Origin of the sequence: Nocardia sp. NPDC056611 (genome assembly GCF_042792755.1) — a bacterium.
Classification (GTDB): Bacteria; Actinomycetota; Actinomycetes; order Mycobacteriales; family Mycobacteriaceae; genus Nocardia.
This window is the reverse complement of sequence record NZ_JBHTVV010000006.1, coordinates 390,530-412,731: the sequence shown is the minus strand read 5'-3', so window position 1 is coordinate 412,731 and position 22,202 is coordinate 390,530. Positions and strand designations below refer to the sequence as shown.

The 22,202-nt window shown below is 69.5% G+C and carries 19 protein-coding genes; 4 read left to right on the top strand and 15 right to left on the bottom strand.

Translation table 11 applies throughout. The features are described 5' to 3' along the window. Positions 1-24 precede the first annotated feature (24 nt). The 6 genes from ACFRAQ_RS29865 to ACFRAQ_RS29840 form a co-directional block, all read right to left on the bottom strand. Complete coding sequence (locus ACFRAQ_RS29865; RefSeq protein WP_379105517.1) at positions 25-825, bottom strand: biotin--[acetyl-CoA-carboxylase] ligase; 801 nt, start codon at positions 823-825, stop codon at positions 25-27. 64 nt (positions 826-889) lie between these two features. Next, positions 890-1,135 (bottom strand): hypothetical protein, encoded by a 246-nt coding sequence (locus ACFRAQ_RS29860; RefSeq protein ID WP_379105515.1) that lies wholly within the window; start codon positions 1,133-1,135, stop codon positions 890-892. A 245-nt stretch (positions 1,136-1,380) separates the two neighbouring features. Further along, positions 1,381-1,725, bottom strand: a complete 345-nt coding sequence (locus ACFRAQ_RS29855) for a hypothetical protein (protein WP_379105513.1) — start codon at positions 1,723-1,725, stop codon at positions 1,381-1,383. Further along, entirely contained in the window at positions 1,725-2,150 is a 426-nt protein-coding gene (locus tag ACFRAQ_RS29850) for a DUF1707 domain-containing protein (protein WP_379105511.1), read from the bottom strand. Before ACFRAQ_RS29850 ends, ACFRAQ_RS29855 begins: the two co-directional genes overlap by 1 nt. A 65-nt stretch (positions 2,151-2,215) precedes the next feature. Continuing rightward, positions 2,216-4,009, bottom strand: a complete 1,794-nt coding sequence (locus tag ACFRAQ_RS29845; RefSeq protein ID WP_379105509.1) for a biotin carboxylase N-terminal domain-containing protein — start codon at positions 4,007-4,009, stop codon at positions 2,216-2,218. 196 nt (positions 4,010-4,205) lie between these two features. Continuing rightward, complete coding sequence (locus ACFRAQ_RS29840) at positions 4,206-5,105, bottom strand: sulfurtransferase (protein ID WP_379105706.1); 900 nt, start codon at positions 5,103-5,105, stop codon at positions 4,206-4,208. Positions 5,106-5,271: 166 nt separating this feature from the next. Here ACFRAQ_RS29840 and ACFRAQ_RS29835 point away from each other — a divergent pair, with 166 nt between their 5' ends. After that, entirely contained in the window at positions 5,272-6,087 is an 816-nt protein-coding gene (locus ACFRAQ_RS29835; protein WP_379105507.1) for a helix-turn-helix transcriptional regulator, read from the top strand. Here ACFRAQ_RS29835 and ACFRAQ_RS29830 read toward each other — a convergent pair. From ACFRAQ_RS29830 to ACFRAQ_RS29805, 6 genes are all read right to left on the bottom strand, one after another. Further along, positions 6,013-6,654 carry a Maf family protein gene (locus tag ACFRAQ_RS29830; RefSeq protein WP_379105505.1) on the bottom strand — a complete coding sequence of 214 codons (642 nt, stop codon included), beginning with the start codon at positions 6,652-6,654 and terminating at the stop codon, positions 6,013-6,015. The genes ACFRAQ_RS29835 and ACFRAQ_RS29830 overlap by 75 nt on opposite strands. A 6-nt stretch (positions 6,655-6,660) precedes the next feature. After that, the gene (locus ACFRAQ_RS29825; protein ID WP_379105704.1) at positions 6,661-6,972 is read right to left on the bottom strand and encodes an acyl-CoA carboxylase subunit epsilon; all 312 of its coding nucleotides are present in this window, start codon (positions 6,970-6,972) and stop codon (positions 6,661-6,663) included. A gap of 146 nt (positions 6,973-7,118) precedes the next feature. Next, complete coding sequence (locus tag ACFRAQ_RS29820; RefSeq protein WP_379105503.1) at positions 7,119-8,756, bottom strand: acyl-CoA carboxylase subunit beta; 1,638 nt, start codon at positions 8,754-8,756, stop codon at positions 7,119-7,121. 252 nt (positions 8,757-9,008) lie between these two features. Next, complete coding sequence (locus ACFRAQ_RS29815; RefSeq protein ID WP_379105501.1) at positions 9,009-10,199, bottom strand: hypothetical protein; 1,191 nt, start codon at positions 10,197-10,199, stop codon at positions 9,009-9,011. Between the two features lie 193 nt (positions 10,200-10,392). After that, positions 10,393-11,733, bottom strand: a complete 1,341-nt coding sequence (gene lat / locus ACFRAQ_RS29810; RefSeq protein WP_379105499.1) for an L-lysine 6-transaminase — start codon at positions 11,731-11,733, stop codon at positions 10,393-10,395. A 100-nt stretch (positions 11,734-11,833) separates the two neighbouring features. After that, positions 11,834-12,286, bottom strand: coding sequence for an Lrp/AsnC family transcriptional regulator (locus tag ACFRAQ_RS29805; protein WP_040855781.1), 453 nt, complete (start codon positions 12,284-12,286; stop codon positions 11,834-11,836). A 59-nt stretch (positions 12,287-12,345) separates the two neighbouring features. Here ACFRAQ_RS29805 and ACFRAQ_RS29800 point away from each other — a divergent pair, with 59 nt between their 5' ends. Next, complete coding sequence (locus ACFRAQ_RS29800; protein ID WP_379105496.1) at positions 12,346-13,875, top strand: aldehyde dehydrogenase family protein; 1,530 nt, start codon at positions 12,346-12,348, stop codon at positions 13,873-13,875. Here the strand turns inward: ACFRAQ_RS29800 and ACFRAQ_RS29795 are convergent, their stop codons facing one another. Beyond that, positions 13,876-14,721 carry an SDR family oxidoreductase gene (locus ACFRAQ_RS29795; RefSeq protein ID WP_379105494.1) on the bottom strand — a complete coding sequence of 282 codons (846 nt, stop codon included), beginning with the start codon at positions 14,719-14,721 and terminating at the stop codon, positions 13,876-13,878. After that, on the bottom strand, positions 14,718-15,677 hold the full coding sequence (locus tag ACFRAQ_RS29790) for a patatin-like phospholipase family protein (protein ID WP_379105492.1): 960 nt from the start codon (positions 15,675-15,677) through the stop codon (positions 14,718-14,720). Before ACFRAQ_RS29790 ends, ACFRAQ_RS29795 begins: the two co-directional genes overlap by 4 nt. 69 nt (positions 15,678-15,746) lie before the next feature. Between ACFRAQ_RS29790 and ACFRAQ_RS29785 the strand changes: the two genes are divergently transcribed. Beyond that, positions 15,747-16,382 carry a TetR/AcrR family transcriptional regulator gene (locus ACFRAQ_RS29785; protein WP_379105490.1) on the top strand — a complete coding sequence of 212 codons (636 nt, stop codon included), beginning with the start codon at positions 15,747-15,749 and terminating at the stop codon, positions 16,380-16,382. On the opposite strand, the gene ACFRAQ_RS29780 is transcribed toward ACFRAQ_RS29785, so the two are convergent. Continuing rightward, on the bottom strand, positions 16,330-16,872 hold the full coding sequence (locus ACFRAQ_RS29780) for a histidine phosphatase family protein (protein ID WP_357282165.1): 543 nt from the start codon (positions 16,870-16,872) through the stop codon (positions 16,330-16,332). The two genes, ACFRAQ_RS29785 and ACFRAQ_RS29780, sit on opposite strands and share 53 nt — an antisense overlap. A 112-nt stretch (positions 16,873-16,984) precedes the next feature. Between ACFRAQ_RS29780 and ACFRAQ_RS29775 the strand changes: the two genes are divergently transcribed. Continuing rightward, a complete protein-coding gene (locus tag ACFRAQ_RS29775; protein WP_379105488.1) occupies positions 16,985-22,081 on the top strand; it encodes an ATP-dependent helicase in 5,097 nt (1,698 codons plus the stop codon). Positions 22,082-22,202 lie beyond the last annotated feature (121 nt).

The following is a 22,202-nucleotide window of genomic DNA, read 5'->3' as shown; positions in this document are numbered from 1 at the left end:
CGGGTGCGGCGGGATCGGTTTCGCTCAGTACTCGGCGCGCAGATGAGTGACGTCACCGGCGGAGACGGCGCGGTCTCCGATCAGCAGACGGCCGTTCTCGTCGATGCCGGTGGCGACGCCGGTGAGCACCTCGCCGCCCGGCAGCTCCGCGCGGACCTGCGCGCCGAGGGTGGCACAGCGTTCCCGATAGGCGGCCGCCAGCTCCGTGATGTCCCAGCCCGCCGCCTCCCAGGCGGTGAAGCGCCGCGCGAACTCGCGCAGCATGGCCTGGGCCAGCACGGTCCGGTCGACACCGGGCGCTCCCGCCAGCAGCAGCGAGGTGCCGTGCGGGACAGGCAGTTCGGCATCGGTGAGCGAGACGTTCAGGCCGACGCCCACCACCACCGCCGGATCCGGACCCACCGCGGCGATCTCGGCCAGGATGCCCGCCAGCTTGCGGGCGTCCACCAGCACGTCGTTGGGCCACTTGAGGACCGCCTTCAGACCGGTCTCGGCCCGCACCGCGTCCACCACGGCGATCCCGGTGAGCAGCGGCAGCCAGCCCAGCACCGCCGGGTCGATGCCGCGCACCCGCACCAGCACCGACATCGCGATCTGCGCCCGCGCGGGGCTCACCCACTGCCGGTCGTGGCGGCCGCGGCCGTGCTCCTGCGCCTCGGCGATCAGCACCAGCCGATCGGCACTCGAATCCGCGGCCCGCGCAACCAGATCCGCGTTGGTCGAACCGGTCGACTCGACCACCTCGATGGCCGAGAAGAACCCCAGCCCCGGCGACTCGACAATGCTCCGGCGCAGTACATCGGCGTCCAGCGGCGACCTCTCCATGACCCGAGACGCTACCCGTCCCGCCTCTCCGCGCCTTCAGCGGACAGCTACGTGTCGTCGACAGTCACACAACCGTGCCGGCGGTTGGGTACCGAACCGATTTCGGACGTACCCCCGGAGTTACCCCGACCGGCACGAGATCGGTGGTCACGTCGGAATACGAGGAATCCCATCCAGGCTCATGCGGCTCGCAATAGCCCGCGAGCGCGGTGAACAGCTCGGCGAGGGCGCGCTCGGAGACATCCGAGTACGCGCCGTCGTCCGCCTCCCCGCCCTCGTCCTCGGTCTCGTCGAATTCCGGGTCGGTCACGGTCGGTTCCGGGTCGCGTACCCGCCACGCGGTGAACGATCCCGCCGCCGCCCGATCAGCCTGGTGTCTGCTCCATTCCCACATAACCGCCTCCCCTGGTCGTCGGTTCCGGATGCGATTCCAGACTGACGCACGACAGGGGCCGGGCACGAATGATTTTCCGGCGGACGAATACGATCTCCGCTGGTGAACAAGCGTTTTCGGGAGTTGATCAGGTTTCCGGACCGGACAGCCGGACGACGATCTCAGGCGTCGACGGGGTCCAGGCCGAGCGCGCCGGCGGTGAATCGGCGGACCGAGACCAGGCCGTCCTCGAGGGCGGAGTCGTATCCGGTACGGGCCCAGCCGGTCACGGTCGCGGTGCCGTCGGCGTGGGGGTGCACGCCGATCTCGGCGACCAGTTCGGCGGTGGTCGGCACGCACACCGCCCACGAGAAGTGGCTCTCGTCGGCCCATTCCGCGGTGCGGCGGTCCACGTAGCCGGGATCGGTGATGCCGCCGTCGGCCAGGGCCGGGCGGTCGTCGATGCGCTCGTCGGCGCGCAGGGCCCGCAGATACCAGCTGCCCGCGTTGATCTCGATGGGTTCCATCAGTCCTCCTGTCCGCGGTCGAGCCGCCGCCGTCGATCCCGGCGCTCGCCCCGCTTGCGGCGTTCCCGGCCGCTCTCCCCGAACAGCACCGCGCCCGCCAGCGGGATCAACAGGAACACCCACCACTGATGCGTGATGAGGAACAGGATCACCGCGACGATCGGCACCACCGGCATGATCCGCTCCGGCGGAATCGAACCGAACGGCATCCGTCGCGGCGCCGGAGCGGGCTTGTCCGCCACCGGTTCCGGCAGATCGGTGAACACCTGCTCCAGGTCGCCGCGGGTCAGCGCCGCGGCCACTACGCCACTGCGTTCGTCGAACTCGGCCACGCTGAGCCGTCCCGCCGCGAAGTGGTCCGACAGCCGTTTCATCGCGTCCTCGCGCTCGACGGTGCCGATACGGATCTCCGGTGGTTCAGCCATGCCACGACATTAGCGCGAGTGGCCGCTCACCTGCAGGTGAGCGGCCACTCGCGAATTGTCTTGCGTTACTTGATCTCGGCCAGGACGGTGCCCTGGGTGATGGCCGCGCCGGCCTCCACCGCGAGACCCGTGATGACACCGGCCTTGTGGGCGGTGACCGGGTTCTCCATCTTCATGGCCTCGAGCACCACGACCAGGTCGCCCGCCTCGACGGACTGGCCCTCTTCGACGGCGACCTTGACGACGGTGCCCTGCATCGGGGCGGTCACGGCGTCACCGGAAGCGGCACCCGCGCCCGCGCCGCCGCGCTTGCGCGGCTTGGGCTTCTTGCGGACGACGCCCGCGCCATTGGCGGACGCGGCGGCGCCGACCGAGAACTGACCCGGCAGCGACACCTCGAGGCGACGGCCACCGACCTCGACGACGACCTTCTGGCGCGGAGCCTCTTCGTCCTCTTCGATGGCGACAGCGCCCGTGTAGGGCTCGATCGGGTTGTCCCACTCGTTCTCGATCCACTTGGTGTAGACGTCGAACTTCTCGCCGTCACCGATGAACGCGGGGTTCTCGACGATGTGGCGGTGGAACGGGATGACGGTCGCGAGACCCTCGATCTGGAACTCGGCCAGCGCGCGAGCGGCACGCTGCAGCGCCTGCTCACGGTTCTCACCGGTCACGATCAGCTTGGCCAGCATGGAGTCGAACTGACCGCCGATGACCGAACCCTCGACCACACCGGAGTCGACGCGCACACCGGGGCCCGCGGGCTCGCGGTAGACGACGACCGGGCCGGGGGCGGGAAGGAAGCCGCGACCGGCGTCCTCACCGTTGATGCGGAACTCGAACGAGTGGCCGCGCGGAGTCGGGTCCTCGGTGATCGACAGCTCGTGGCCCTCGGCGATGCGGAACTGCTGACGCACCAGGTCGATTCCGGCGGTCTCCTCGGTGACCGGGTGCTCGACCTGCAGGCGGGTGTTCACCTCGAGGAAGGAGACGGTCTCGCCCTGCACCAGGTACTCCACCGTGCCGGCGCCGTAGTAACCGGCTTCCTTGCAGATGGCCTTGGCGGAGGCGTGGATCTTGCCGCGCACCTCGTCGGACAGGAAGGGGGCCGGAGCCTCTTCGACGAGCTTCTGGAAGCGGCGCTGCAGCGAGCAGTCACGAGTACCCGCGACCACGACATTGCCGTGCTGGTCGGCGATGACCTGAGCCTCGACGTGGCGGGCCTTGTCCAGGTACTGCTCCACGAAGCACTCACCACGACCGAACGCCGCGATTGCCTCACGGGTCGCGGACTCGAACAGCTCCGGAATCTCCTCGATGGTGTGCGCGACCTTCATGCCACGACCACCACCACCGAACGCGGCCTTGATGGCCACCGGAACACCGAACTCCTTCGCGAACGCCACGACCTCGTCGGCGTCCTTGACCGGGTCCTTGGTGCCCGCGGCCATCGGCGCCTTGGCGCGCTCGGCGATGTGGCGCGCGGTGACCTTGTCACCCAGATCCCGGATGGACTGCGGCGAGGGGCCGATCCAGATCAGACCCGCGTCGATCACAGCCTGCGCGAAATCCGCGTTCTCCGACAGGAACCCATAACCGGGGTGGATCGCGTCGGCGCCGGCCTTCGCGGCGGCGTCGAGGATCTTGTCGAACACCAGGTACGACTCGGCCGAGGTCTGACCACCGAGCGCGAACGCCTCATCGGCGAGCTTCACGAACGGCGCGTCGGCGTCCGGTTCGGCATACACGGCCACACTGGCGATACCGGCGTCCTTGGCGGCCCGGATCACGCGCACGGCGATCTCGCCTCGGTTGGCTACGAGGACCTTTGTGATCTGCGCGTTGGCATGGTTGGGCACTGAGCCTCCTGTGCTCTGGATACTTTCGTCTGTCGGCAGTGTAGGCATCGTGCCAACAATGACCGAACCCGGCTAGGGCTACCAATGAGTAGGCCCAGAGAGTGGGCGTGCGACTCTCGAGGCCTTATTTTTAGAACCTGTTCTACCAGACTCCGTGGAAGCCTCCACAGGGAATCCCCCGAAGGGGGTTCGGGCGTTACGAGCTTGCCACGACCGAGGGCGCCACGCCGGGTTCTTCACCGATCACGATGGGCGCCCCCACGGCATTGGCCCACTCGGTCCAGGAGCCGTCGTAGTTGCGCACCCCGTCCACGCCCAGCAGGTAGGTCAGGACGTACCAGGTCAGCGCCGACCGCTCCCCCACCCGCGAGTAGACCAGCGGCGCGACACCCTCGATCACCCCGCCGTAGATGACGTCCAGTTCGACCCGGGGCCGGAAGCGGGCGTCCGCGCCCACCGACGAGGTCCACGGGATATTGACCGCGGTCGGGATGTGACCCGCGCGCAGCGCCTGCTCCTCGGGACGGTCCAGCACCACCAGATCGCCGGTGTACTCCTCGAACGCGCGCGAGTCGATGAGCGGCCCGCCCAGGTGCGCCACCACGTCCTGCCGGAAGGCGCGCGCGGACTTGTCGTCGCGATCGGCCACCGGGTACTCACCCCGCCCGGCCGGGGGCACCTCGAAGGTGGTGTCGCGAGCCTCGGAGATCCAGGCATCGCGGCCGCCGTCCAGCAGGCGCACGTCCTCGTGCCCGAAGAGGGAGAACACCCACAGGGTGGCGGCCGCGGTGCCATTGGATTTATCGCCGTAGACGACGACGGTGTCGCCGCGTTCGATGCCCTTGACCCGCATAAGGTTGGCGAAGGTCGCGCCGTCGACGACATCGCGAGTACGCGGATCGATCAGCTCGGTCCGCCAGTCGATCTTGATGGCACCCGGGACATGGCCGATGTCGTATAGCAATATGTCTTCGTTGGACTCGATGATCTTGAGTCCCGGCGTGCCGATGTTTGCCGACAGCCACTCTGTGGTTACTAGTCGGTGAGGATGTGCGTAGGAGCCGAATGAGTGATGCGGATCCGGAGCGACAGGCACGTTGTGGTCCTTCACGCGTGGTGGGTTAGGTATTGGTGGTTCGATTCTCTGCACCGATCGTAGGCATGTGGCGGTTACGAAACTCGTTTCAGATCACGAATCGGATGATTGGGCGAATTAAGCGCAGCTTCATCCGATAAAGTCTCTCGGAGAGGAGGGGTGATCTATGTCCGATTCTTGGCCGCGACGGCGACTGCTGGCGATCCTACGTGGCGCCAGCGAGCCTCTCGACGCCCAGGAACTCGCGCGCGTCACCGGACAGCATGTGACAACAGTGCGTTTCCATTTGGATGTGCTGACCCGGGAATCGCTGGTCCGCCAATTCCAGCAGCCGCCCCGCGGCCGCGGCCGCCCGCGCATCGGCTATACCGCTGTACAGCGATCGGTGGGTTATCAGGAATTGGCGCAAGTGCTGGCCGATCAGCTCGGCAGCGACCCGCGCCGCCGCTCGGAAGCCGCCATCAGCGCGGGCCGGGCCTGGGGCTCGAAACTCGAAGCCGCCGACCAGCCCATCGAATCGCTCGAGGACGCCAAGGACCTCACCGTCACCCTGATGTCGGAACTCGGCTTCGCGCCCGAACGCGATCAGGCCGGCGAGACCGACGAATCCGCCTTGATCCGCATGACCGCGTGCCCGCTGCGCGAACTCGCCCGCACCCACTCCGAAGTGGTGTGCGGCGTGCACCTGGGCCTGATGCGTGAAGCCCTGGACCGCAACGGCGGCCGGGAGAACGTGAACGTGCGCCTGCATCCGTTCGTGGAGCCCGAATTGTGCGTGGCGCGACTGGAATTGCTGCAGGGCCGCCCCGGCGAGGACGCGCGTGACGGTCAGGCCGAGACCGACGAACCCCGATCAGCCACCGGCGAGCCCAGATTGGCGCCCTCGGCCGGGCGGATCGCGCCGCAACTACGCGCGGCCACCGATCCACAGCCGCGCAATGCCGACACCCACCTCGGCAAGCAGTCGACGAACCAGTGGTAGTCCGATACCGATGACGCTCGACGGGTCGCCGTCGATCTTGTCCACGAACCAGCCGCCCATGCCGTCCAGCGTGAAGGATCCGGCCACCTGCAGCGGCTCCCCCGTCGCGATGTAGGCGTCGAGTTCCTCCGGCTCGGGTTTGGCGAAATGCACCGTGGTGGAACTGCAGTCGGCGGCCTCGCCGACGATCTCTCCGGCATTCAGCCGCAGCACACAGTGACCGGTCAGCAGATCAGCGCTGCGTCCGGCCATCTCGGCCCAGCGCGCGCGGGCGACCTCGGGAGTCAGGGGTTTGCCCTGCAGAACACCGTCGACGAGCAGCATCGAATCGCAGCCCACGACAACGGAATCGGTGAAGGCGGGATCACCCGCCAGCTGCCCGGCCACCTCCAGCGCCTTGGCGCGGGCCAGCTCGATCACCACTCGATCGGGCGGGGTGTCCAGGGGAAGAGCCTCGGCCACGGCGTCCTCGTCCACGTGGGACACCCGGACGACCGGCTCGACGCCCGCGTTGCGCAGGACGCCGAGCCGAGCCGGAGATTGTGACGCCAGTACGAAGACGGTCACAAGCCGTCAGTCGCGCAGGTGCGAGAGGGCCGGAAAGGCGTAGGGGGAGAACGGCGAACTGCCGCGGTGCAGCAGGGTCGGGCGACCCCACATGTCCGCCGGGCCACGGTCGGCCGGGGCGGGGGCGGTCGCCGACGCGGCGGCGAACACGCTCACCAGGGCGGCGAGCTCGAGGTCGGTCGGGTTGCCCTTCAGGACCTGGATGACCGGACCGGTGCTCGCCGGTTCGATCTCCGCGACGGCGGTGTCGATGGCGTCCGCCAGATCCTCGACAGCCAGATCCAGTTCGGCGGCGCGCAATACCTCTTCATCGGCCATGGTCGTCACAGCGCCAGTCCTCCTGTCCTTCGCCGCGGGGGTGGTGCGGCGTTCCTTCATCTTTGCCCGGATGAGGCGATCGTGCGCGGTACGAGTCCCACTGTCCTATTCGACAGTGTGCGCCTCACACCGCGCATATCGCATTTTCAGAGCGGAATGTTGCCGTGCTTCTTCGGCGGCAGGGACACCATCTTGCGCTCCAGCAGACGCAGCGCCGACACGATCTGGCCGCGGGTGTGCGACGGCGGGATGACCGCGTCGACGTAACCGCGCTCGGCCGCCACGTACGGGTTCACGAGGGTGTCCTCGTACTCGTTCTGCAGCTCGAGGCGCAGAGCGTCGACGTCGTTGCCCTCGGCGGCCGCGGTCTGCAGCTGCTTGCGGTACACGAAACCGACCGCTCCGGACGCACCCATGACCGCGATCTGAGCGGTCGGCCACGCCAGGTTCACATCAGCGCCCATGTGCTTGGAACCCATGACGTCGTAGGCGCCGCCGTAGGCCTTGCGGGTGATGATTGTGATCTTGCCCACAGTGGCTTCACCGTAGGCATAGAGCAGCTTGGCGCCGCGGCGGATGATGCCGTTGTACTCCTGGCCGGTGCCCGGCAGGAAGCCCGGCACGTCGACCAGGGTGATGATCGGGATGTTGAAGGCGTCGCAGGTGCGCACGAAGCGCGCGGCCTTCTCCGAGGCGTCGATGTCCAGGCAGCCCGCGAACTGCGAGGGCTGGTTGGCCACGAAGCCGACGCTGCGGCCGTCGATGCGGGCGAAGCCGACGATCACGTTCATCGCGCGCTCGGCCTGGACCTCGAGGAACTCCTCGTCGTCCACCAGGCGCTTGATGACCTCGTGCATGTCGTACGGCTGGTTCGGGGAGTCCGGGACGATGGTGTCCAGCTCGAGGTCGGCCTCGGTGAGGTTCTCCTCGATGGCGCCCGCGTTGGCGGTGGCCGGGAAGCGGGGGGCCTCGGCACGGTTGTTGCTGGGCAGGTAGCCGAGCAGGTCGCGCACGTAGTCCAGGGCGTCCTGCTCGCCGGAGGCGACGTAGTGCGCGACACCGGACTTGACCATGTGGGTGTGGGCGCCGCCCAGCTCCTCCATGGTGACTTCCTCGCCGGTGACGGTCTTGATCACGTCGGGGCCGGTGACGAACATCTGCGAGGTCTGGTCGACCATGACGACGAAGTCGGTCAGGGCGGGCGAGTAGACGTGGCCACCCGCGGCCGGGCCCATGATCAGCGAGATCTGCGGGATGACACCCGAGGCCTGGATGTTGCGGTGGAAGATCTCACCGTAGAGGCCCAGGGAGACGACGCCCTCTTGGATGCGCGCGCCGGCGCCCTCGTTGATGCCGACGAGCGGACGACCGGTCCGCAGCGCCAGGTCCATCACCTTGACGATCTTCTCGCCGTAGACCTCGCCGAGCGAGCCACCGAAGACGGTGACGTCCTGGGAGAAGATGCAGACGTCGCGGCCGTCGATGGTGCCGTAGCCGGTCACCACGCCGTCGCCCAGCGGACGCTGGTTCTCCAGGCCGAAGTTCACACTGCGGTGCCGGGCCAGCGCGTCGAGCTCGACGAAGGAACCCTCGTCCAGCAGGGCGAGAATGCGCTCACGCGCGGTCATCTTGCCCTTGGCGTGGACCTTGTCGACCGCCGCCTCACCCATCGGGTGCTTGGCCTCTTCCAGCCGATTGCGCAGGTCAGCCAGCTTGCCGGCGGTGGTGTGGATATCGGGGGCACCCGCCGGACCCGGCGAAGGCTGATGCTGGACACTCGTCATGCCCCGGAGTGTAACCAGTACCAGACCCGCTTCGTAATCCAGTCGGGGCTACTCGCGAGTACGGTTATTGACTACCCGCCAGTTAAAACCCGCAGGTAGAGCCCAATATCCGGCTTCGCCACCGGGCAAACTCGAACAATGTTCAATAGTGGATCTCGCCAGTCATCCCGGCAAGCTTTTGGCGGGGTCCACACTTCGGTTCACCGCGCCACTCCCCGGTTCCACCGAGCCGCCGCCGGAACCGGCGACGGCTCAACGCATTACGCCCGTGTGGCCCGTCGAGTACCGGCCCGGCTGCGGCCAGATGGTGAGCCCGTGCGCCCCGCGGCCGACCGGAATCCGGGCCAGCAGCTTCCAGTCGACGATGTCGATGGCGTACACCTCGCCGTGGTTGCGGCCCGAGACCCAGAACACCCGCCCGTCCGCGGACAGGTTGCCCATGTCGGGGCTGCCGCCGCCGGGGATGCGCCAGGTGTCGGCCAGCCGTCCGGTGGCGAAGTCCCAGACCGAGATGCTGCCCTCGCCGCGGTTGGTGATGAGCATCCGCTTCGAGTCGCGGGTGATGTAGAGGCCGTGGGTGCCGCGGCCGGTCTCGACGAAACCGGTGTTGTCGAAGGTCCGGGCGTCGAAGACATAGATGCCGCCCGCCATCATGTCGGCCACGAAGAAGGTGCGGCCGTCGGGCGAGAGCTTGACGTCCTGCGGCATGCCGGACGAGCCGCCGGGCAGGTCGATCATGCGCAGCAGGCTCAGGCCCGCGATGTCGACCACCGCCATGCGGCCGCCGAATTCGCAGCTGACCAGGGCCGTGCGGCCGTCGGCGGTGAAGTCCATGTGATTGACGCCGTGGCATTCGGGCACCGCGATGTCGTGCAGCTTCTGCCAGCTGTGCGGGTCGTAGAAGTCCAGTGAGCGGTCGGCCTCCGCGACGACCAGGGCGTACTTGCCGTCCGGGGTGAAGTACATGTTGTACGGGTCGCGGACAGGGATGGGATCGCCGGGTTTGCCGGTGCGCGGATCGATGGGCAGCAGGCTGCCGCCACCGATGGGCAGATCGTTGTTGGCGTAGAGCGTCTGCAGGTCGTAGGCGGGCACCACGTGCTGGGGTTCGGCGCCGCCGGAGGGGTAGCTGTCGACGATCTCGAAGGTGGCCGGGTCGATGACGGTGATGGTGTGCGACTCGCTGTTGGGGACGTAGACGCGGGTGGGCTGTCCGGCGACGGCGGGGCTCAGTTCCCGGGTGGCGGCGTAGACGTCGGTGGGTGAGAGCGGCGGCGGCATGCCGGGCAGGAGATGCGGCGCTTCGGCCGCGGCGGGCGCCGCGCCGGTCGGGGCGGAAGACGGTGCGGCGGTCGGCGATGCGGGACCGGTGTCACCGTTCGAGCAACCGGACAGCATCGCCAGCGAGAGAATCAGACCCAGACGTGCACCCCGCGCGATCACAGGGTGCACCGTGCCATGCCGACATTGCGGTGAGCTGACATGTCATTGCGGTGAGCTGACATGTGGTCGAATAGTAGGCGGCGGCACGGACGTTCACGGCGACAACGCGGGATGTCGCCGCGCCGCGCTCTTCGGGCAAAAGCCATCTTTCAGCAAATGCGGGCAAGCCGGATCGGGCGATCCGGCTTGCGGCTCAACCCAATACGCGGTCGAGAGCGTCCACGGCCTCGTCGAGTTCGGCGGCGGTCACCGTGAGCGGCGGCCGGAAGCGGATGCCGCGTTCGCCGGTGCCGAGGATCAGGACATGCTCCTGCTCGAGCAGGCGGTTCACCACGTCGTTGCGGAGCGCCGCGGATTCGAGGGTGATCGCGCACATCAGTCCGCGGCCGCGCGGATCGGTGACTTCCGCATGGGCGGTGGACAATTCGATCAGACGGTCGAGCAGGTGGGGGCCGAGGTCGCGGGCGCGGGACACCAGGTTCTCGTGCTCGATCACCTCGAAGACGCGGCGGGCGCGCACCATGTCGGCGAGGTTGCCGCCCCAGGTGGAGTTGAGGCGGGAGCTGACCCGGAAGACGTTGTTGGGCACCTCGTCGACGCGGCCGCCGGCCATGATGCCGCACACCTGGGTCTTCTTGCCGAAGGCGACGATGTCGGGCTCGAGCCCGAGTTGCTGGTAGGCCCACACGGTGCCGGTCATACCGACGCCGGTCTGCACCTCGTCGAGGATGAACAACGCGTCGTGCTCGTGGCACAGCTGCTGGATCGCGGACAGGAACTGCGGCCGCAGGTGCCGGTCGCCGCCCTCGCCCTGGATCGGTTCGGCGATGAAACATGCTATGTCATGCGGGTTTTCGTGGAAGGCGCGGCGGGCCTGGCCCAGGGCGTGGCGTTCGGCGGCCTCGATGTCGAGGTGGTCGGGGCCCACGTACGGGGTGTCGATGCGCGGCCAGTCGAACTTCGGGAAGCGCGCGGTCTTCACCGGATCGGTGTTGGTGAGCGAGAGCGTGTACCCGCTGCGCCCGTGGAAGGCCCCGGTCAGGTGCAGCACCTTGGTGCCGAGTTCGGCTGGGCGGCCGTGGCTTTCGTTGTGCCGGGACTTCCAGTCGAAGGCGGCCTTGAGGGCGTTCTCGACGGCGAGCGCGCCGCCGTCGATGAAGAACAGGTGCGGCAGTCGCGGATCGCCCAGCACGCGCACGAAAGTGTCTATGAAGCGCGCCATTTCGACGGTGTACATGTCGGAGTTGCTGGGCTTGTTGAGCGCGGCGGTGGTGAGGCCGGACAGGAAGCGCTTGTCGCCGACCAGGGCCGGATGGTTCATGCCCAGCGTGTTGGACGCGAAGAAGCCGAACATGTCCAGGTAGGAGGTGCCGTCGCGGGCGTCGACCAGTCGGAGTCCACGAGATTTGCGCAGGTCCAGTACGAGGTCGAAGCCGTCGGCGAGGATGCTCGCCGACAGGATCTCATGCACCCGGGCGGGGGTGACAACGGTGGATTCGGCGGCCGCCCCGAGCCGATCGAGTTCGAGGGTCACGCCCTCAGGGTAAATGAATATTTACGGCAATGCCCGTAAGTTCCGGAATAATTACGTCCGTAACCGTGTCGTCATCCGAAGGTCTGCGGCCTGACCGGGGCTACTTGTCATAGAATGTTTGCAGAATGATGGTGCTTCGCGTCCTGACATTGGCCGTAGCGCGGATCTCCTGCAGCAGCTGCTCCAGGTGTCTGGGCGAGGCCACCCGCACCATGAGCATGTAGCTCTCGTCTCCGGCCACCGAATGACACGCCTCGATGCCCGGAATGTGCTGCAGCAGTGCGGGTGCGTCATCGGGTTGCGACGGGTCGAGAGGAGTGATCGCGACGAAAGCCGACAGCATCTGGCCCAGCGCCTCGGGATCGACATTCGCCGTGTAGCCGCGAATCACGCCCCGCGCCTCGAGCCGCCGCACCCGCGACTGCACCGCGGACACCGAAAGGTTGGCCTTCTCCGCCAGATTGGACAGGGTGGCGCGACCATCGGCAATCAGCTCACGGATCAGCAGTCGATCGATGTCGTCGAGTACAAGTTTCGCCGGTGTATCCGCCATCAGCGAAGGCTAACGCAGCGAAACGAACTCGGTTGCCGGAACCCAACCTGGAGCATGTAATGACTCACGCACTGACCGAGACCGCGACCCGTGAGCTCCGTGAGCGGACGGAGACGCTGCTGCGACGGCTGGGCGTCGACACGCCCGAGCCGGGTGAACTCTCGGCCCGCACCCCGATCACCGGCGGTGAACTGATCACCCTGCGCGCGAGCGACTCCGCCGCCGTGGACGCCGCCATCGGCCGGGCGCACGCGGCCTTCCGGGACTGGCGGACGGTCCCGGCGCCGCAGCGCGCGGCGGTGGTGCGGCGGCTGGCGGCGCTGCTCACCGACCACCGGGACGACCTGGGCGAACTGGTCACCCTGGAGGCGGGCAAGATCGGCGCGGAGGCCCGCGGCGAGGTCCAGGAGATGATCGATGTCTGCGAGTTCGCCATCGGTCTGTCGCGGCAGCTGTACGGGCGGACCATGCCGTCGGAGCGGCCCGGCCACCGGCTGATGGAGACCTGGCATCCACTCGGCGTGGCCGGGGTGATCTCGGCGTTCAACTTCCCGGTCGCGGTGTGGGCGTGGAACACCGCCATCGCGCTGGTGTGCGGGGACACGGTGGTGTGGAAGCCGTCGGAGACGACGCCGCTGACCGCGCTGGCCTGTCACGCGCTGCTGCGCCGGGCGGCGGTCGACGTGGGCGCGGATCCCGAAGTGCACCAGCTGATCCAGGGCCCGGCGGCGGTCGGCGAGCAGCTGGTAGACGATCCGCGGGTGGCGCTGGTGAGCGCGACCGGGTCGGTGCGGATGGGTCGGCTGGTCGCGCCGCGGGTGGCGGCCCGGTTCGGGCGCTGTCTGCTGGAGCTGGGCGGCAACAACGCCGCCATCGTGGCGCCCTCGGCGGATCTGGAGCTGGCCACCCGGGGCATCGTGTTCGCGGCCGCGGGCACGGCCGGTCAGCGCTGCACCACGCTGCGCCGATTGATCGTGCACGCCGAAGTGGCCGAGCCGCTGCTGAATCGAATTTCGGCGGCGTATCGGCAACTGCGCGTGGGTAATCCGCTCGAGGAGGGCGTTCTCGTCGGGCCGCTCATCAACGAGCGGGCCTACGACGGCATGTGCGCGGCGATCGATCGGGCACTGGCCGACGGCGGCGAACTGCTGTGCGGTGGTGAGCGTTTCGAGGGGCCGGACGAGAACGCCTTCTACGTCCGCCCGGCCCTGGTGCGCATGCCCGAGCAGACCACGGTGGTGCGGGAGGAGACCTTCGCGCCGATCCTGTACGCGATGACCTACCACGATCTGGATACCGCCATCGAGCTGCACAACGCGGTGCCGCAGGGTCTCTCGTCGTCCATCTTCACCCGCGATCAGCGGGAGGCGGAGCGGTTCCTGGCCGCCGACGGGTCGGACTGCGGCATCGCGAATGTCAATATCGGCACCTCGGGGGCCGAGATCGGCGGCGCGTTCGGCGGCGAGAAGCAGACGGGCGGTGGCCGCGAGTCCGGGTCGGACTCGTGGAAGGCGTACATGCGCCGGGCCACCAACACCGTCAACTACTCCACCGAACTGCCGCTGGCGCAGGGCATCCGGTTCGAGTGACTAGTCCTCGGCGTTGATCGCGCGCACCTGCTCCTCGTAGCGTGCGCGCGCCTGCTCGTCGGCGGGGTGCAGGGCCCGGTCGCCGTTGAAGAGCCGGCGGACCAGCCGGACCGCGGGCTCGGGCGCGGCGGCCAGGGCGACGTCGATGGGGCCGAGGTAGTTCGGGACGGCGACCTCGGCGCGACGGCTGCGGACCGTGCCGACGATGGCCTCGGCCACGTCCTCCGGGTCGACGGTGGGCATGCCGCCGCCCAGCGCGAGGCCCGAGGACAAGCGGGTGCGCACGGCCGAGGGCATGACGCAGCTGACGCTGACGCCCCGCGGCGCGAACTCCAGACGCGTCGCGGCGGAGAGGCCCACGGCGGCGAACTTGCTGGCGTTGTACACGGCCAGGCCGGCGACCGGGATCTTGCCGGCCAGTGACGCCACGTTCACCACATGGCCGTGGCCACGCTCGATCATGCCGGGGACCACGGCGCGCATGCCGTGGATGAGTCCCCAGACATTGACGTCGATGGTGGTGTGCCCCACCGCGTCCGCCTCGTCGAGGAAGGCGCCGGCGGGCATGACGCCGGCATTGTTGACCAGGATGTCGACGCGGCCGAAGTCGGCGACGACCTTGTCCCACTGGGCCCGATCGCGCACGTCGAGCTCGAACGCCTGCCCGTCCAGCGCGGCCGCGGCGGCCTGCGCGGCGGCGGTGTCCACGTCGGCGATGGCGACCTGCGCGCCCTTGCTCGCGAACAGTTCGGCCGTGCACTGGCCGATGCCGCGGCCCGCGCCGGTGATCAGGACTCGCGCGCCGGCGAGATCGATGGCCGGGTAACCGTTTCCGAAGAGGCTCATGCGAAGACTCCCTGCTCGACCCGGCCGCGGAGGCTGCCGAGGCCGTGTTCGAAGGTGGGCAGACGGCGGCGGCCGTCCATGAAGTTCGGGCCCATGACCGCGAGGTCATCGGCGGTGGCGTCGATGCGCAGCACCTTGACGCCGCTCGCGCGCAGCAACGCGATCTCGGCATCGAGCTTCTCGCTCATGCGGTTTCGCAGCTGCCGTTCGACGAAGTGGCCCGCACTGGTGACGGGCAGGCGGCCGGTGGAGGCCATGGGCGTGATCACCACGACCTCGTCGAGCCCGGCCGGGATGAGCAGGTCGGCCGAGGCGGTGGACGCCGCGCCGCCGTCGATGAACCGCCGGCCCGCGATCGGGACCGCCGGGAACCAGCCGGGCACCGCCCACGAAGCCCGCAGGGCCGCACCGAGATTCGTGTCCGGCGCGGACGGCGATCCGAACGCGACGCGTTCACCGCTGGCATTGTCCATGGCCACCAGCCAGGTCGCCGGGTGCTGGACCCAGTCGCGGCCCGGCTCGAGACGTTCGGCCAGGGACTGCAGCCAGGCCGGGTTGCCGCCCCCCAGCGGCAGCAACCCGCTGCCCGCGGTGAGCAGGGCGTGCCCGTTTCCGGGGCGGGCCAGCAGTTCTCGGACCGCGCGGCCGGGTGCGCCCAGGCGCGGGCGCGGCAGCGGCGGGAATCGTCCGGGCTCCGAACGCATGTGGGCGGTGAGGATCGGGTTGGTCGAGGTGCCGCGCTGCATGGCGACCAGTTCGTCGACGGCGATCCCGCTGCCCAGCATGGTGAGCGCTTCCGCGCCCGCCGAGGTGCCGATCATGACGTCGGCGGTGCGGGGATCCCAGTCCAGGACGTCCTGGACGGCGGCGAGCGCGGCGACGATCCAGGCCATCCCGACGGTGCCGCCGCAGCCGATGGCCAGGCCACGTCGCTGTGGCCCGTTCCTAGTACTCATGGTTTCACACACTAGCAGTTTTCAAATACCGTCGGTATCCCAAATCTGGGAGAACCTAGAATCTCAGTCATGGCACGACTGACCAGGACCGAGAGCCAGGCCCGCACCCGCGCGGACCTGCTGGCCACCGCGCGCGACATGTTCCTGACAGACGGCTACGCCAAGACCAGCCTGGAACGGGTGGCCGAGGAGGCCGGGTACTCCAAGGGCGCGGTCTACTCCAACTTCCGGACCAAGTCGGCGCTCTGCCTCGAGGTGCTCGCCCTCATACACGAGACCAAGTTCGGGGAGGTCAGCGAACTGCTCGCGGGCGAGGACACCTTGGAGACCCGGCTCGACCGCTTCCAGGACTGGGCCGAACACACTCTCGGCGACGTCGGCTGGACCATGCTGGAATTCGAGTTCGCCATCGTGGCTCGGGACGACCCGGCATTGCAGGCCGCCCTGGTGTCGAACCTGAGCCTGGTGCGCGGCACGGTCGCGGCGCAATTGCAGGCGCTGGCCGACTCCACGGGCCTGGCGCTGCCGATGCCGGCCGAGGACGCCGCCACCGCGGTGCTGAGTCTCGGTCTGGGACTGGGCATTCAGCGCGCCATCGATCCGAGCCTGCCCGCCCGGCTGATCACCGACGCCGTGCGGGCCATGGTGCTGGCTAACGGAAGTGCAGCGTCCATTCGCCGCGATAGTGCAGCCGGGTCACGCTGACCGGCGGAACGTCGATGCGCCAGAACGAATTCGCGGGCGCGTCCAGGGTGACGAGCAGTGCGGCGCGGATCACCGCCGGGTGCGTGATGGCGATGGTCGGCTCACCGTCGAGAGCGATGTCGGCGAGCCACTCCCCCGTGCGCTCGATGACGTCCACGACCGCCTCGCCGCCGTGGCCGCGAAAGTTCGGATCGGTGAGCCAGAGATAGAGGTCCTCCTTGGGGACGGACATGAGCTCACCACCGCGCCACGCCCCCGCGTCGAGGTCGCGTAATCGGTCGTCCTCGTCACCCATCAGGCCCATGAGGGTGGCGGTCTCGACGGTGCGGCGCTCCGGCGCGGTGATGACGCGCGCGGCATGCAGCCGCCCGCAGGAGGAGACCGCGCGGCGCCCGGCTTCGGTGAGGGGTTCGTCGACGGGGAATCGTGCTTTGCGCATGGCCTCGGTCATACCGTGACTGACCAGGTCCAGCCGGAGCACCTTCTGCACGATCCGAAGCCTACGCGCGGGGCCGGGGGCCGCGGCGGGATTGCCTGCCCTTCGCTCCGCGCCCGCGCACCGGTTCGCGGGCTCTGTCGGTGGGCGGGTGCAGACTGGGACGATGGATCGGTTCTCGCCCGCGACTCGAGAGTGGTTCGACGGCGCCTTCCCCGCGCCGACGGCCGCCCAGCTGGGGGCCTGGGAATCCATCGCGGCGGGGCAGCACACGCTGGTGATCGCGCCCACCGGGTCGGGCAAGACCCTGTCGGCGTTCCTGTGGGCCATCGACCGGCTGGCCGCCCGGGAACCCGAGCCGGGGCCGCGCAAGACCTCCGTCCTCTATATCTCGCCGTTGAAAGCGCTGGCGGTGGACGTGGAGCGGAATCTGCGCGCGCCGCTGGTGGGGATCACGCAGACGGCGAAACGGCTGGGGGTGGCCGCGCCCGAGATCCGGGTGGGGGTGCGGTCGGGTGATACCAGCGCGGCGGATCGTCGGGGCATGCAGCGCACGCCGCCGGACATTCTGATCACCACGCCGGAATCGCTGTTCCTCATGCTGACCTCGGCGGCGCGGGAGACGCTGAGCGGGGTGCACACGGTCATCGTCGACGAGGTGCACGCCATCGCGGGCTCCAAACGTGGTGCGCACCTGGCACTTTCGCTGGCACGGCTGGATCTGCTGCGTTCGGAGCAGTCGGCGCGGCCCGCCCAGCGGATCGGCCTGTCGGCGACGGTGCGGCCGCCCGAAGAGGTGGGGCGATTCCTGGTGGGGAGCGCGCCCATCACCATCGTCGCGCCGCCCGCGCCCAAGACCTTCGACCTGTCGGTGCGGGTGCCGGTCGCGGATATGACCGAACCCGATGCAGGAGCGGAGGATTCGGATCAGCCCGGCTCGATCTGGCCGCACGTGGACGAGGCGATCGTGGATCTGGTGCTGGAGCATCGGTCCTCGATCGTGTTCGCGAATTCGCGGCGGCTCTCCGAACGGCTCACCGCTCGCTTGAACGAGGCGTACGCGGCGCGCATCGGGGAATCGGTGGACACCGAGCACGCGCCGCCCGCGCAGCTGGGGGCGTCCACCGAGGTGATCCACGGCGCGACAACGCTTCTCGCGCGCGCCCACCACGGGTCGGTGAGCAAGGAGCAGCGGGCGCTCATCGAGGACGACCTCAAGACCGGGCGGCTGCGGTGCGTGGTCGCCACCAGCAGCCTCGAGCTCGGCATCGACATGGGCGCGGTGGAGCTGGTGGTGCAGGTCGAAGCGCCGCCTTCGGTGGCGTCCGGACTGCAGCGGGTCGGCCGGGCCGGGCACCAGGTGGGCGAGATCTCGCGGGGCGTCATCTTCCCCAAGCACCGCACCGACGTCATCCACTGCGCGGTGGCGTCGCAGCGCATGGTGGCCGGGCAGATCGAACAGCTCCAGGTCCCCGCGCATCCCCTCGACATCCTGGCGCAGCAGACGGTCGCGGCCTGCGCGCTGGAGCCCATCGACGCCGACGCCTGGTTCGACACCGTCCGCGGCACCGGAAGCTATGCGGCGCTGCCGCGTTCGGCCTACGAATCGGTGCTGGATCTGCTGGCGGGCCGCTACCCCTCCGACGAGTTCGCCGAGCTGCGGCCCCGCATCGTGTGGGATCGCGACGCCGGAACGCTCACCGGCCGTCCGGGGGCGCAGCGGCTGGCGGTGACCTCCGGCGGCGCGATCCCGGATCGCGGCCTGTTCCCGGTGTTCATGGTCGGCGAAAAGGCTTCCCGGGTCGGCGAACTCGACGAGGAGATGGTCTACGAGTCGCGGGTGGGCGACGTCTTCGCCCTCGGCGCGACGAGCTGGCGCATCGAGGAGATCAGCTTCGACCGGGTACTGGTGACGCCGGCTTTCGGCCAACCCGGGCGTCTCCCCTTCTGGCACGGCGACTCCCTGGGCCGTCCCGCCGAACTGGGCGCGGCTCTGGGCGAATTCGTGCGACAGGCGGGGCAGGCCGTCGAACAACACCGCGCACCCGCTCGAACCGCGGCCGAGGTGAAGACCGCGGCCGCCGGAAAGGCCACCGCGCGAAAGGCCACCGCCGCGACGGCCGAAGGGCGTGCGCCCGTCGAATTGGCCCGGGCGCTGACCGAATTCGCCGCGGAGCACGACGCCGAGGCGACGGCGGCGGACTCCTCGACAACCGGTGTCGCGCGGGCACGCGCCTCGAAAGCCGGTGCCACCGGTCGCAAGGCCGCACCGGAGACAGAGCTGGAGCGGGTCTCACGGGTGGCGGGCCTGGATGCGAACGCCACCGGGAATCTGGTGTCGCTGCTGGCCGAACAGCGGGAGGCGACCGGGCAGTTGCCGACGGACAAGACGCTGGTCGTGGAACGCTTCCGTGATGAGCTCGGCGACTGGCGGGTGGTGTTGCACTCGCCGTACGGGCTGCCGGTGCACGCGCCGTGGGCCTTGGCGGTCGGAGCGCGGCTGCGGGAGCGGTTCGGGGTGGATGCCGCGCCCACGCCGTCCGATGACGGGATCGTGGTCCGGCTCCCGGACACCACCGATGATCCGCCCGGCGCGGAACTGTTCGTCTTCGAGACCGACGAGATCGACGACCTGGTCACCGAACAGGTCGGCGGCTCCGCGCTTTTCGCGTCTCGCTTCCGGGAGTGCGCGGCCCGGGCGCTGCTGCTGCCGCGCCGCGACCCCGGCAAACGCGCGCCGCTGTGGCAGCAGCGGCAGCGGGCCGCCCAGCTGCTGGACGTGGCGCGCAAGTTCCCCGAATTCCCGATCCTGCTGGAGACGGTCCGCGAGTGCCTGCAGGACGTGTACGACCTGCCGTCGCTGCGGGATCTGCTGGGCCGGGTGGCGCGGCGGCAGATCCGGCTGGTGGAGGTGGAGACCGCCGCCCCGTCGCCGTTCGCGAACTCGCTGCTGTTCGACTACATCGGGCAGTTCATGTACGAGGGCGACAGCCCGCTCGCCGAACGACGCGCGGCCGCACTGTCGCTGGACTCCAGTCTGCTCGCGGAGCTGCTCGGCCGGGTCGAGCTGCGCGAGCTGCTCGATGCCGCCGTCCTCGAACAGACCGAGCGGGAGTTGCAGCGGCTCACGCCCGAGCGTCACGCCCGGGACATGGAAGGACTCGCGGACCTGCTGCGGCTGCTCGGGCCGTTGACCGTCGAGGAGGCCGCCGAGCGGTGCGTGGACGATCCCCGGAAGTGGTTCGCCGAACTCGTGACATCACGCCGCGCGCTGGAGGTTTCCTTCGCCGGGTCGCGGTGGTGGGTGGCCATCGAGGACGCGTCCCGCCTTCGCGACGCCCTCGGCGTCCCGCTGCCGATCGGCGTCCCCGCCGCCTTCATCGAGCCCGTCGCCGACCCGCTGGGCGACCTGATCGGCCGCTACGCCCGCACCCACGGACCGTTCACCCTCACCCAGGCGGCCCACCGTTTCGGTCTCGGTCCGGCCGTGGCGGCGACCGCCCTGCACCGCTTGGCCTTCGAAAAGCGCGTGGTGGAAGGCGAATTCACGCCCGGCGCGGCGGGCACCGAGTGGTGTGACAGCGAAGTCCTGCGCCGCCTCCGCCGCCGCTCCCTGGCCGCCGCCCGCAAGGAGGTGGAACCGGTCGCCACCGCCGCCCTGGGCCGCTTCCTCCCGTCCTGGCAGCACGTCGGCACCGGCGAACTCCGCGGCGTGGACGGCGTCGCGGCCGTGGTGGAACAGCTCGCGGGCGTGCCGATCCCGGCCTCCGCCTGGGAATCCCTCATCCTTCCGCTCCGGGTCCGCGACTACTCCCCCGCCATGCTCGACGAACTCATGGCCACCGGTGAGGTGATCTGGTCCGGCCACGGCTCCATCACCGCCAAGGACGGCTGGATCGCGCTGCACCCCGCCGAGCACGCGGGCCTGACCCTGCCCCCGCCCGACGACATCGACCTGTCCGACCGGCACATCAGCCTGCTGACGGCCTTGGGCGCCACGGTGATCGGCGGCACCCTGCCCCCTGCCGGAGGCTCAGCCGGTGTGCGCGGTGCGGCGAGCCCGGACGACGCCGGACGCGACGACCCGACCACCGCCGCCGGTGCGAACGACAATGCGTCCGGCCACCGTGACAGTGCAGGTGTCGGCGGCGAGGACTCCGAGCCGGTCGGCGTCGCGCTGCCGAAGGGCGAGTACCAGGTCGTCGCGGGCAGCACCGGGGGCGCGTACTTCTTCCGGCAATTGCTGGACAGCGTCAGCTCCGCGGGGTCGGCGGGTGGCATCGGTCCCCGGGGTGGGAGCGACCGTGGCCCGATTCGTTTCGGCGGCGATGTCGGTCCCGGTGGTGGTTTCGATTCGGCGAGCGGCGTCGAGGAGGCCGCGGTGACGGCGGCGCTGTGGGATCTCGTGTGGGCCGGTCACATCGGCGGCGACACCTTCGCCCCCGTGCGCGCCCTGCTGGCGGGGACCGCTCGCACCACCACCGCGCATCGGACTCCCCGGCGCGCGCCACGCGGCCGGATGTACCTGCCGCGCGGTGGAATGCCCGCGCGCACGTCCTCCCCGCAGGTGGCCGGGCGCTGGTCATTGCTGCCGGAGCGGGTGGCCGACCCGACGGTTCGCGCGCATGCCACCGCGGATGTGCTGCTGGAGCGCTACGGCGTGCTGACTAGGGGTCCGGTGCAGAGCGAAGGGGTGCCGGGCGGGTTCGCGCTGATGTACCGGGTGCTGACCGAGTTCGAGGACCGGGGGCGTTGCCGTCGCGGCTACTTCGTGGATTCGCTGGGCGGTGCGCAGTTCTCGACCACCGATGTGGTCGATCGGTTGCGGTCGTTCGACACCGATCGGAATCGGTCGGTCGGAGACGGCTTCTCGCACGAGCCGGTGGGTAAGGCCGTGGTGCTGGCCTCCTGCGATCCGGCCAATCCCTATGGCGCGGCGCTACCCTGGCCCAAGGCTGCGGCCGAGGGCGCGGGACATCGGCCGGGTCGTAAGGCGGGCGCACTCGTGGTGCTGGTGGACGGCGAGCTGGCGCTGTATCTGGAACGCGGCGGCAAGACGTTGCTGACCTTCACCGAGGATCCGGCCGTGCGGACGGCCGCGGCCGCTGCGCTGGCCGGGCTGGTCCACGATCGCCGCGTCGATTCGCTGGTCATCGACCGGGTGAACGGCGAATCGGTGCACGGCAACACCTTCGCCGGTTTCCTGGCCGAGGCCGGTTTCGCCGCCACGCCGAAGGGCTTCCGGCTCCGGAGCCGACCTTGAGTCGCATGTCGCCCGGTGTACCGCGGGCCGGGGTCCGGCGGCGGAAGGTAGCCCTCCGACGGCGATCGGACACCCGGCGTGGGGCCTCGGTCGCCGCCACAGCCCGAGCTTCGTGCCCGGT

Bases quoted from the DNA above. Each gene is read 5' to 3' on its own strand.
- ACFRAQ_RS29855 (WP_379105513.1), bottom strand. From the start codon at position 1,725: ATGGAACCCATCGAGATCAACGCGGGCAGCTGGTATCTGCGGGCCCTG.
- ACFRAQ_RS29805 (WP_040855781.1), bottom strand. From the start codon at position 12,286: ATGGCGGATACACCGGCGAAACTTGTACTCGACGACATCGATCGACTG.
- ACFRAQ_RS29820 (WP_379105503.1), bottom strand. From the start codon at position 8,756: ATGACGAGTGTCCAGCATCAGCCTTCGCCGGGTCCGGCGGGTGCCCCC.
- ACFRAQ_RS29795 (WP_379105494.1), bottom strand. From the start codon at position 14,721: ATGAGCCTCTTCGGAAACGGTTACCCGGCCATCGATCTCGCCGGCGCG.
- ACFRAQ_RS29850 (WP_379105511.1), bottom strand. From the start codon at position 2,150: ATGGCTGAACCACCGGAGATCCGTATCGGCACCGTCGAGCGCGAGGAC.
- ACFRAQ_RS29775 (WP_379105488.1), top strand. From the start codon at position 16,985: ATGGATCGGTTCTCGCCCGCGACTCGAGAGTGGTTCGACGGCGCCTTC.
- ACFRAQ_RS29790 (WP_379105492.1), bottom strand. From the start codon at position 15,677: ATGAGTACTAGGAACGGGCCACAGCGACGTGGCCTGGCCATCGGCTGC.
- ACFRAQ_RS29835 (WP_379105507.1), top strand. From the start codon at position 5,272: ATGTCCGATTCTTGGCCGCGACGGCGACTGCTGGCGATCCTACGTGGC.
- ACFRAQ_RS29785 (WP_379105490.1), top strand. From the start codon at position 15,747: ATGGCACGACTGACCAGGACCGAGAGCCAGGCCCGCACCCGCGCGGAC.
- ACFRAQ_RS29825 (WP_379105704.1), bottom strand. From the start codon at position 6,972: ATGGCCGATGAAGAGGTATTGCGCGCCGCCGAACTGGATCTGGCTGTC.
- ACFRAQ_RS29865 (WP_379105517.1), bottom strand. From the start codon at position 825: ATGGAGAGGTCGCCGCTGGACGCCGATGTACTGCGCCGGAGCATTGTC.
- ACFRAQ_RS29800 (WP_379105496.1), top strand. From the start codon at position 12,346: ATGACTCACGCACTGACCGAGACCGCGACCCGTGAGCTCCGTGAGCGG.